The organism is Stenotrophomonas sp. NPDC077659, assembly GCF_050268705.1.
GTDB lineage: Bacteria > Pseudomonadota > Gammaproteobacteria > Xanthomonadales > Xanthomonadaceae > Stenotrophomonas.
In genome coordinates this window covers 38,893-48,832 of sequence record NZ_JBNNHG010000013.1, presented here as the reverse complement: position 1 = coordinate 48,832, position 9,940 = coordinate 38,893, and the positions used below count along the sequence as shown (strand labels likewise).

Below are 9,940 nucleotides of genomic sequence, written 5' to 3'. Positions count from 1 at the left end.
ACAGCGGCGATTCGCTCAGCTGCAGGCGGATCCACACCGACACGCCCAGCAGCAGATGAAGTCGGAAGGCAAGGGTTCCAAGACCCCGTTCCGTGACAGCCTCAAGGGCGGCAACCTGAAGCTGATGCTGCTGGTGCTGCTGGGTGCTGCGGCCGGCCAGGCCGTGGTCTGGTACGGCGGCCAGTTCTATGCACTGTTCTTCCTGAGCAGCATGCTGAAGGTCGATGCCACCACGTCCTACCTGCTGATCGCCGCCGCGCTGGCGCTGGGCGTGCCGTTCTTCATCTTCTTCGGCTGGCTGTCCGACCGTATCGGCCGCAAGAAGATCATCCTGGCCGGCTGCCTGCTGGCCGCCGTCACCTACATCCCGATCTTCAAGGGCCTGACCCACTTCGCCAACCCGGCCATCGAAGAAGCCCGCAGCAGCTCGCCGGCCCTGGTGGTCGCCGATCCGAACACCTGCTCGTTCCAGTTCGATCCGGTGGGCCTGCGCAAGTTCACCAGCTCCTGCGACGTGGCCACCGCCGCGCTGACCAAGGCGGGCGTGCCGTATGACGTGCAGCCGGCCGCTGCCGGTTCGCTGGCCATGGTCAACGTGGGCAGCGCCAGCGTCACCTCGTACGAGGCTGCCGGCCTGACCAAGGAAGAAGGCAAGGCCAAGGCCGATGCCTTCGGTGCCGAACTGAAGACCGCGCTGACCACGGCGGGCTACCCGGCCAAGGCCGATGGTTCGCGCATCAACTACGCCGGCACGATCTTCATGCTGTGGCTGCTGGTGCTGTACGTGACCATGGTCTACGGCCCGATCGCCGCCTACCTGGTCGAACTGTTCCCGACCCGCATCCGCTACACCTCGATGTCGCTGCCGTACCACATCGGCAACGGCTGGTTCGGTGGCTTCCTGCCGGCGATCTCCTTCGCGCTGGTGGCCGGTACCGGCAACCTGTACTACGGCCTGTGGTACCCCATCATCATCGCGCTGATGTCGGTGGTGATCGGTGGCCTGTTCCTGCGTGAGACCAAGGACGTGGACATCACCAAATAACCGGTGGGTTCCATGCAATGAAGGAAAGGCCGCGGTGCAGACCGCGGCCTTTCTGCTTGTGGGAACGGGGGTAGAGTCGACCGTTGGTCGACTGCACTTGGCGGGATTGTTGAAAACCCCGCGCTCCGCGCGATAGTCGACCAACGGTCGACTCTACCGTTGCCCGGCGCAGTTGCCCCTCCCATCGAGACGACGGTTGCGCGATCCCGCAGCCCGTATAGTCGGCCCATGACCATCATCGCCTCGGCCGACCTCCCCGCCATCCTGCACACCCTGCGCAGCGCCTGGCAGGCCCAGCGCCCTTCGCTTGACCAGCGCGAGGCCGATCTGCGCCGCCTGCGCGAGGCGCTGAAGGCGCGCATGGATGACATGGCCCAGGCCATCGCCGAAGACTTCGGCCACCGCGCCCCTGTCGAATCGAAGCTGGCCGATGGCATGAGCGTGCTGTCGGCCATCGACCACCTGCGCCGTCACCTGCGCCGCTGGTCGAAACCGCAGCCTGCATCGGCCGGCTGGAAGCTGTGGCCGGCGCGCGCGCAGTTGCGACCGACGCCGCTGGGCGTGGTCGGGGTGATCTCACCCTGGAACTACCCGGTGACCTTGGCACTGGTGCCGCTGGTCACGGCCATCGCCGCCGGCAACCACGTGCTGCTCAAACCCTCTGAACACACCCCACGCACCAGCGCGTTCCTGGCCGACCTGCTGGCCAGCGTGTTTCCACCCGAGCGCGTGGCAGTGGTGCAGGGCGGGGCGGACGTGGCGGCGGCGATGTCCTCGCTGCCGCTGGACCATCTGCTGTTCACCGGCTCGACCGCCGTGGGGCGCAAGGTGATGGCGGCGGCGGCCGAGCATCTGGTACCGCTGACGCTGGAGCTGGGCGGCAAGTCCCCGGCCATCGTCTGCCGCGATTTCCCGCTGGACAAAGCCGCCGCACGCTTGGCCACCGGCAAGTGGTTCAACGCAGGCCAGACCTGCATTGCGCCGGATTACGTGCTGATCGACACCGCACGCCAGCGCGAGTTGGTGCAGGCGTTGCAGCAGCAGGTGCGCGAGCGCTATGGCGATTTCAGCAATGCCGACGACTACACGCGCATCATCAACGACGGCCAGTACCAGCGCCTTCAGGGCTATCTGGCGCAGGCACGCGAGCGCGGCGCGCCGGTGATTCCGCTGGCGCAGGTCGATGAGGCACGTGCCGACCGCGAACGCCTGCTGGTACCGACCGTGGTACTGGACCCGCCGGATGACCTGGACCTGATGCGCGAGGAGATCTTCGGGCCGATCCTGCCGGTGCGGGCCTACCCGGACCTGGATGCCGCGCTGGCCGACGTGCTGTCCCGCGACCGGCCGCTGGCGCTGTATCCCTTCAGCCACGACACGGCGACGGTGGAGCGCATCCTCGGCCAGGTGGTGGCCGGTGGGGTGACGGTCAACGACACCCTGCTGCACTTCGCCGCCGATGGCCTGCCGTTTGGCGGGGTGGGGGCCAGCGGCATGGGCGCGTACCACGGCCGGGCCGGGTTCGATGCGATGAGCAAGCAGCTGCCGGTGCTGTGGCAGTCGCGCTGGGCAGCCAGTGACCGGCTGCGGCCGCCGTATTCGAAGATTGCGGGGTTGTTGAAGCTGCTGCTGCGGTAGTGCCGGCCGCTGGCCGGCAACTGCATCCCGGCCGAGGGTTCATGGGATTGCCGGCCAGCGGCCGCCACTACCGGCGCGGAGCTCGGCGTTCCTGGAACCATGCGTAGGCGGCGGCTTCCAAGTCGCCCTCCTTCGCGATGACAGAGCCATCCTCATCCAGCAACGTGTAGCTGCGCTGGTCATTGCCCAGCGACGCGCTGCCATCCAGGCCGAGGAGCAGCGTGTACATCACGTCTGTGGCGAACGTCCTGAGCAGGTCGTGCAGTTGCGCGGTCTGTTCGGAAGACAGGCCCATTGCGGTGATCTTTGCTTCGCATTCCGTGCCGGGCATGCTGGCCGCTGACAGCAACCTTTCCTTTTCTGCGTACCAGTTGGCGACGAATGCATCTGCGTCCACGGTGATTCCATGCGATGGGGAGGGCGGCCTGGATTGTACGGGAGGGGGGAAGAACAGCCGTCAGCGTGCTGGCGGAACGTTGCCGGCCAGCGGCCGGCACTACCGGATCCGCCCGCCCGGGGCCAGCGGCCGGCAAGACCGGGCCAGCCTGCCCGGGTAGAATGCGCCCATGAAAATCGCCTCGTGGAACGTCAATTCGCTCAATGTCCGCCTGCCGCACCTGCAGCAGTGGCTGAAGGACTTCGGCCCGGACATCGTCGGTATCCAGGAAACCAAGCTGGAGGACCACAAATTCCCCGATTCTGCATTGGCCGAAGCTGGCTATCGCAGCGTGTTCGCCGGCCAGAAGACCTACAACGGCGTGGCCCTGCTGTCGCGTGAGCCGGCGCAGGACGTGCAGATCGGCATTCCCGGTTTTCAGGACGAGCAGAAGCGCGTCATCGCCGGCACCTTCGGCGAGCTGCGGGTGATCAACCTGTATGTGGTCAACGGTCAGGACATCGGCACCGACAAGTACGACTACAAGCTGCGCTGGCTGGAGGCGGTACACGCCTGGATCATGCAGGAACTGCAGCGCCATCCGAAGCTGATCGTGATGGGCGACTTCAACATCGCCCCGGACGCGCGCGATGTGCACGACCCGGAGGTCTGGAACGAGAACCACATCCTGACCTCCACCGCCGAGCGCGGCGCACTCAACAAGCTGCTGCAGCTGGGCCTGCACGATGGCTTCCGCCTGCACAACGACGAGGCCGGCGTGTTCAGTTGGTGGGATTACCGCGCAGCCGGTTTCCGCCGCAACCTGGGCCTGCGCATCGACCTGACCCTGGTGTCCGACGCACTGAAGGGCAGCGCGGTGGCCTCGGGCATCGACCGCGAGCCGCGCACCTGGGAACGCCCGAGCGACCATGCGCCGGCGTGGGTCGAGATCGGTTGAACGAACGGGGCCCGACAAATGCCGGGCCCCGTGCTGATGCGTCCGCCGGCCAGCGGCCGGCACTACCGCTGCTTCACCGTATGCTCCTGCGGGTGAACAGGTTGACGATGGCCAGCAGGATCACCGCGCCGATCAGCGAGAACAGGAACGTGCGCAGGGTGATGGCATCGTTGATGCCGCCGCCGAACAGGAAGCCGGCAATCAGCGCGCCGACGATGCCCACCACGACGTTGAGGATGATGCCCTGCTGGGCGTCGCGACGCATGATGATGCTGGCCAGCCAGCCCACGATGCCGCCAACGATCAGCCAGATGATGATGCCCATGAACGTAACCTCTGCAAGGGGAAGGGACGAGCGCCAGTTGACGCGCACCGCCGTGAACTTGTCGTGCAATCCCGTGATGGGCGCGTGCGGATGAGCCTGCCAGCCACCCTGGACGGGCCCTGGCGCTTCGGCCCGGTGACGGTCTGGCGCTGCCCGCATGTGCCCGGCCAGCGCGGCGAGCCGCAGGCCCGGCGGGTGCTGGCGCAGGCGCTGGGCGGCGAACCCGATGCCCTGCCGCTGGTGCGCGACGACAAGGGCCGCCCGGAACTGGCCGGCGCACTGGCCCACTACGGCACCGGCTGGAGCCACAGCGGCGAGGTGCTGCTGGTGGCGCTGGGCGAGGGCGTGCGGCTGGGCGTGGATCTGGAACTGCTGCGTCCGCGCCCGCGGCTGCTGGAGATCGTGCAGCGCTTCTTCCACCCCGACGAGGTGACCTGGCTGCAAGGACTGCCCGCCGACGAGCGCGAACACTGGTTCTTCCGTGTGTGGTGCGCCAAGGAAGCGCTGCTCAAGGCCCACGGCCAGGGCATTTCCTTCGGCCTGCACCGCCTGCAGCTGGCCCCCGGCGACGATGGCGCCCTGCACCTGCGCTGGTGCGACGCCGAACTGGGCCGGGCCGCGCGCTGGCACCTGCACGAATGGCAGGCCAGCGGCCAGTTCCGCGCGGCATTGGCCTGGCATGCCGATTGACGCCGCGCAGTGAAGCGGCGAACCGGCGGGCAAAACCGGCGATAATGCCGGCATGAGCGAACACGATCTTCCCGCCGGCGTGGTCTCCACGCTGGAACAGGGCCTGGCCAGCCTGGGCCTGGCGGCCGCACTGGCGCCGCCGCTGCTGCGTTACCTGGCGCTGCTGCACCGCTGGAACGGCACCTACAACCTCACCGCCATCCGCGATCCGCAGGAAATGGTCACCCGCCACCTGCTCGATTCGCTGGCGATGCAGCCGTTCGTGGCCGATGGCAGCCTGGCCGATCTCGGTACCGGCCCCGGCCTGCCCGGCATCCCGCTGGCCATCGCCTGCCCGGGCCTGCAGGTCACCCTGGTGGAGAGCAACGGCAAGAAGGCGCGCTTCATGCGCGAGGCCGTGCGCCAGCTGGGCCTGGCCAATGCACGCGTGGCCGAATCGCGCGCCGAGGCATTGGACGAGGCCGGCCGCTACGACCAGCTGACCGCGCGCGCGATGGATACGCTGGCGGGCATTGTCCGCGTCGGCGGCCATCTGCTGCGCCCCGGCGGCGTGCTGCTGGCCATGAAGGGCGTCTACCCGCACGACGAGATCGCGGCCCTGCCGGCAGGCTGGCAGGTGCGCGAGGTGACCCCGCTGAACGTGCCCGGCCTGGCCGGCGAACGACACCTGGTCACCGTGACAGGCCCCTGAACCGCGCCGCCGACCCGTTGCGGAACAACGGGTTGGCGATCCCAGATTTCCGCACGGGGCCGGTTGTACGCATAATGAGCGGTCCCAGCACACGTCGACGAGGCACACCCGCATGGCCCGCATCATCGCCATCGCCAACCAGAAGGGTGGCGTCGGCAAGACCACGACCGCCGTCAACCTGGCCGCTTCCCTGGCCAACGCACCCAAGCGCGTGCTGTTGGTCGACCTGGATTCGCAGGGCAACGCGACCATGGGCAGTGGCGTGGACAAGCGCGAGCTGGTCTCCTCCACCTACGATCTGCTGCTGGGCGAAGCCAACGCCGCCGACGTGCGCGTGGCCACGGCCGAGGGCTACGACCTGCTGCCGGGCAACATCGACCTGACCGCCGCCGAGATCCAGCTGATGGCGCAGGAAGAGCGCGAGCAGCGCCTGAAGCGCGCGCTGGCGCCGATCCGCGACGAGTACGACTTCATCCTGATCGACTGCCCGCCGGCGCTGTCGCTGCTGACGCTCAATGCGCTGGCTGCCGCCGATTCGGTGCTGGTGCCCATGCAGTGCGAGTACTACGCGCTGGAAGGCCTGAGCGCGCTGGTGGAAACCATCGAAGCGCTGCGCACCAACCTCAACCCGGTGCTGGAAATCGAAGGCGTGCTGCGCACCATGTTCGACGTGCGCAACAACCTGGCCAACGCGGTGTCGGCCGAACTGACCGAGCACTTCGGTGACCGTGTGTTCCGCACCATCGTGCCGCGCAACGTGCGCCTGGCCGAGGCGCCCAGCCACGGCCAGAGCATCGTCGGCTATGACCGCGCCTCGCGCGGCGGCGTGGCCTATCTGGGCCTGGCTGGCGAGATCATCCGCCGCAACAACGAACGCAACAAGGCCGCCAAGGCCGTGGAGACTGCCTGATGACCAGCAAGCCTGCCGCCAAGAAGCGAGGCCTCGGCCGCGGACTGGACGCCCTGCTGGGCCCCAAGGGCGCAGCCAGCCAAGTGCAGGCCACCACTGCGGTCATCGAACCCCTGCCGGGTGAAGTGCTGCGCAAGCTGGCCGTGGGCCAGCTGCAGCCGGGCAAGTACCAGCCACGCCGCGAGATGGACGAAGGCAAGCTCTCCGAGCTGGCCGATTCGATCAGGTCGCAGGGCGTGATCCAGCCGATCCTGGTGCGCCAGCTGCCGGCGGGCAACTACGAAATCGTCGCCGGTGAACGCCGCTGGCGCGCATCGCAGCTGGCGGGGCTGGACGAAGTGCCGGTGGTGGTGCGCGAGCTGGAAGACCGCACCGTCATCGCGATGGCGCTGATCGAGAACATCCAGCGCGAAGACCTCAACCCGCTGGAAGAGGCCGAAGCGCTGCAGCGTCTCATCAGCGAATTCACCCTGACCCACGCCGAGGCCGCCGAGGCCGTTGGCCGCTCGCGCGCGGCGGTGTCCAACCTGTTGCGTCTGCTGGAGCTGCCGGTGGCCATCCGCCTGCTGCTGGAAACCCGCCGCCTGGAAATGGGCCATGCCCGCGCGCTGCTGACGCTGGCCCCGGAACTGGCCGGCAAGCTGGCCCAGGAAGCGGCCGATGAAGGCTGGTCGGTGCGCGAGGTCGAGCGCCGTGCGCAGGCCTTCGCCGCCGGCAAGGTGCCGAGCAACCGCCCGGTGGCCGCGCCGAAGGTGCAGCAGGCCGACATCGCTTCGCTGGAAACTGAGCTGTCCGAATCGCTGGGCACCAAGGTGGCCATCAACCACGGCCGCGGCGGCAAGGGCAAGCTGATCATCCATTACACCGATCTGGACACGCTGGACGGCGTGCTGGAAAAGCTGCGCACCCGCCAGGGCTGAGCGGCCCGGCACAGGTCGGTCGGCGTATCCCCGTGACGTCGGCCGCTGCGACGACCGCGGGGTGCATTGAACGAGACCGGCCATGACCATCCTGCTTACCGGCGCTGCCGGCTTCATCGGTGCCTACACCGCCCGCGCGCTGCTGGACGCCGGCCAGGCCGTGGTCGGCCTGGACAACTTCAACGACTACTACGACCCGCAGATCAAGCGTGACCGCGTGGCGGCGCTGTGCCCCACGCTGGACCTGCGGACGCTTGACCTGACCGACCGCGAGGGCCTGGCCGCGCTGTTCGATGAAGTGCAGCCCACGGCGGTGATCCACCTGGCCGCGCAGGCCGGCGTGCGTTATTCGCTGGAAAACCCGCATGCCTACGTCGACAGCAACCTGATCGGCTTCGTCAACATGCTCGAGCTGTGCCGCCACCGCGGCGTGCAGCATCTGGTCTACGCCTCCAGCAGTTCGGTGTACGGCGATTCGGCAACACCGCCGTTCTCCGAGGACCAGCGCGTGGACCAGCCGCGTTCGCTGTATGCGGCCACCAAGGCGGCCAACGAGCTGATGGCCTACACCTATGCGCAGCTGTACGGCCTGCATGCCACTGGCCTGCGCTTCTTCACCGTCTATGGCCCATGGGGCCGGCCGGACATGGCGCCGCTGCTGTTCTCGCGCGCGGTGCTGGCCGGGCGCCCGATCGATGTGTTCAACGAAGGGCGCATGCAGCGCGACTTCACACATGTTTCCGACATCGTCGCCGGTATCCTCGGCGCCCTCGCGCACCCCGCCGACGGTCCGGTGCCGCACCGGGTGTTCAACCTGGGCAACCATACCCCGGTCGAGCTGGAGCGCTTCATCAGCGTGATCGAGCAGGCCGCCGGGCGCCCCGCGCAGAAGGTCTACAAGCCGATGCAGCCGGGCGATATGGTGCGCACAATGGCCGACACCCGACGCGCTCATGAGGCCTTCGGCTTCGATGCGGTGACCCCGATCGAGCTGGGCCTGCCGCCGGTGGTGCGGTGGTGCCGCGAGTATTTTGGCGACCGTGCCTGATGATTCATCCTCACGCAGCCGTGTTCATCTTCGGATAACCTCGGCTTCGGAGAATGCGCGGTCTTTGTATCCCTGCTGGCTGAGTGACCCATGAGCCACCCCGAGCTTTCCGTTGTCGTCCCGGTGTTCAACGAGCGCGACAATGTCGCGCCCCTGGTCGGCGAAATTGTTGCCGCGCTGCGCGGTCGTCTACCCTTCGAGATCGTCTATGTGGACGACAACTCACGCGATGACAGCCTGGCCGTGCTGCAGGGCCTGAAGGCCAGCACGCCTGAACTGCGCGTGCTGCACCACGTCAGCCAGAGCGGGCAGAGCACCGCGGTGCGTACCGGCGTGCGCAACGCCCGTGCACCGTGGATCGCCACCCTGGATGGCGATGGCCAGAACGATCCGGCCGATATTCCGAAGCTGCTGGCTGCGCGGCAGAGCGCCGATGCCCAGGTGAAGCTGTTCGCCGGATGGCGCGTCAACCGCCAGGACAGCGGCAGCAAGCGCTGGGCCAGCAAGTGGGCCAACGCCATCCGCGCGCGCATGCTGTGCGACGATACGCCCGACACCGGCTGCGGCATCAAGCTGTTCGAGCGCGAGGCTTTCCTCGATCTGCCGTACTTCGACCACATGCACCGCTACCTGCCCGCGCTGATGCAGCGCGCCGGCTGGAAGACCATCAGCGTGCCGGTCAACCACCGCCATCGCACGGCGGGCGTGTCCAAGTACAACAACCTGGGCCGTGCCCTGGTCGGTATCCGCGACCTGCGCGGCGTGGCCTGGCTGATCACCCGCAGCAAGCGCACTGCGGTGGAGGAGCGTTGATGGACCTGGAGCTGCACTGGCTCGACCAGCCGCTGACCTGGCTGTACTGGACCGGTCTGCATGTGACCGGCTGGAAGGTGATCGGCTACACCGGCGCGCTGATGTTCGGCGGCCGCTGGCTGGTGCAGTTCGTGGCGTCCAAGCGCGCCGGCAAGCCGGTCATCCCGCGCCTGTTCTGGTACATGAGCGTGGTCGGCAGCCTGATGACCCTGAGCTATTTCCTGTTTTCGGCCAAGCAGGATTCGGTGGGCGTGCTGCAGAACCTGTTCCCGGCGTTCACGGCGTTGTACAGCCTGCATCTGGACATCAAGCATCGCGGCTGGAAGCGGGACAAGGCCAGCCATTGAGGGCTGGGGTCGGATCCCGTTCCGCAGGAACGGGCTCTGACCCCGGCGTCTGCACGTGCGCCAACCAAGGTTGGCGGCTACCAGAGCGGGGCCGCTTGCAGTGGGTAGAGTCGACTGTCAGTCGACTATCGCGCGCAGCGCAGGGGTTTTCCGTGCTGGCCGAAGAGCAGCCGACCAAC

At 67.7% G+C, this 9,940-nt stretch carries 12 protein-coding genes; 10 read left to right on the top strand and 2 right to left on the bottom strand.

Annotated features, from left to right (window positions below; translation table 11 throughout):
• Together ACQKDV_RS03770 and ACQKDV_RS03765 are read left to right on the top strand one after the other, a co-directional pair.
• Positions 1-1,045, top strand: a 1,045-nt coding sequence (locus ACQKDV_RS03770) for an MFS transporter (protein ID WP_427782448.1), incomplete at its 5' end; no start/stop codon positions are given.
• Positions 1,046-1,273: 228 nt separating this feature from the next.
• Positions 1,274-2,683: a coniferyl aldehyde dehydrogenase gene (locus ACQKDV_RS03765; protein ID WP_427782447.1), complete on the top strand. Its 1,410-nt coding sequence runs from the start codon at positions 1,274-1,276 to the stop codon at positions 2,681-2,683.
• 67 nt (positions 2,684-2,750) lie between these two features.
• Here the strand turns inward: ACQKDV_RS03765 and ACQKDV_RS03760 are convergent, their stop codons facing one another.
• On the bottom strand, positions 2,751-3,080 hold the full coding sequence (locus ACQKDV_RS03760; protein WP_427782446.1) for a hypothetical protein: 330 nt from the start codon (positions 3,078-3,080) through the stop codon (positions 2,751-2,753).
• Positions 3,081-3,249: 169 nt separating this feature from the next.
• On the opposite strand from ACQKDV_RS03760, the gene xth reads away from it, so the two are divergent.
• Entirely contained in the window at positions 3,250-4,017 is a 768-nt protein-coding gene (gene xth, locus ACQKDV_RS03755) for an exodeoxyribonuclease III (protein ID WP_427782445.1), read from the top strand.
• Between the two features lie 73 nt (positions 4,018-4,090).
• Here xth and ACQKDV_RS03750 read toward each other — a convergent pair whose 3' ends face one another.
• Positions 4,091-4,342: a GlsB/YeaQ/YmgE family stress response membrane protein gene (locus tag ACQKDV_RS03750; RefSeq protein ID WP_427782444.1), complete on the bottom strand. Its 252-nt coding sequence runs from the start codon at positions 4,340-4,342 to the stop codon at positions 4,091-4,093.
• 90 nt (positions 4,343-4,432) lie between these two features.
• On the opposite strand from ACQKDV_RS03750, the gene ACQKDV_RS03745 reads away from it, so the two are divergent.
• From ACQKDV_RS03745 to ACQKDV_RS03715, 7 genes are all read left to right on the top strand, one after another.
• The gene (locus ACQKDV_RS03745; RefSeq protein ID WP_427782443.1) at positions 4,433-5,032 is read left to right on the top strand and encodes a 4'-phosphopantetheinyl transferase family protein; all 600 of its coding nucleotides are present in this window, start codon (positions 4,433-4,435) and stop codon (positions 5,030-5,032) included.
• Between the two features lie 52 nt (positions 5,033-5,084).
• Positions 5,085-5,723 carry a 16S rRNA (guanine(527)-N(7))-methyltransferase RsmG gene (gene rsmG / locus ACQKDV_RS03740; RefSeq protein ID WP_427782442.1) on the top strand — a complete coding sequence of 213 codons (639 nt, stop codon included), beginning with the start codon at positions 5,085-5,087 and terminating at the stop codon, positions 5,721-5,723.
• 112 nt (positions 5,724-5,835) lie between these two features.
• Positions 5,836-6,633, top strand: a complete 798-nt coding sequence (locus tag ACQKDV_RS03735) for a ParA family protein (protein WP_427782441.1) — start codon at positions 5,836-5,838, stop codon at positions 6,631-6,633.
• Positions 6,633-7,553, top strand: a complete 921-nt coding sequence (locus tag ACQKDV_RS03730; protein ID WP_427782440.1) for a ParB/RepB/Spo0J family partition protein — start codon at positions 6,633-6,635, stop codon at positions 7,551-7,553. The genes ACQKDV_RS03735 and ACQKDV_RS03730 overlap by 1 nt, the downstream gene beginning before the upstream one ends.
• Before the next feature lie 82 nt (positions 7,554-7,635).
• Positions 7,636-8,601 (top strand): NAD-dependent epimerase/dehydratase family protein, encoded by a 966-nt coding sequence (locus tag ACQKDV_RS03725; RefSeq protein WP_427782439.1) that lies wholly within the window; start codon positions 7,636-7,638, stop codon positions 8,599-8,601.
• Between the two features lie 90 nt (positions 8,602-8,691).
• Positions 8,692-9,414: a glycosyltransferase family 2 protein gene (locus ACQKDV_RS03720; RefSeq protein WP_427782438.1), complete on the top strand. Its 723-nt coding sequence runs from the start codon at positions 8,692-8,694 to the stop codon at positions 9,412-9,414.
• Positions 9,414-9,761, top strand: coding sequence for a lipid-A-disaccharide synthase N-terminal domain-containing protein (locus ACQKDV_RS03715; RefSeq protein WP_427782437.1), 348 nt, complete (start codon positions 9,414-9,416; stop codon positions 9,759-9,761). Before ACQKDV_RS03720 ends, ACQKDV_RS03715 begins: the two co-directional genes overlap by 1 nt.
• The last annotated feature ends 179 nt before the right edge of the window (positions 9,762-9,940 follow it).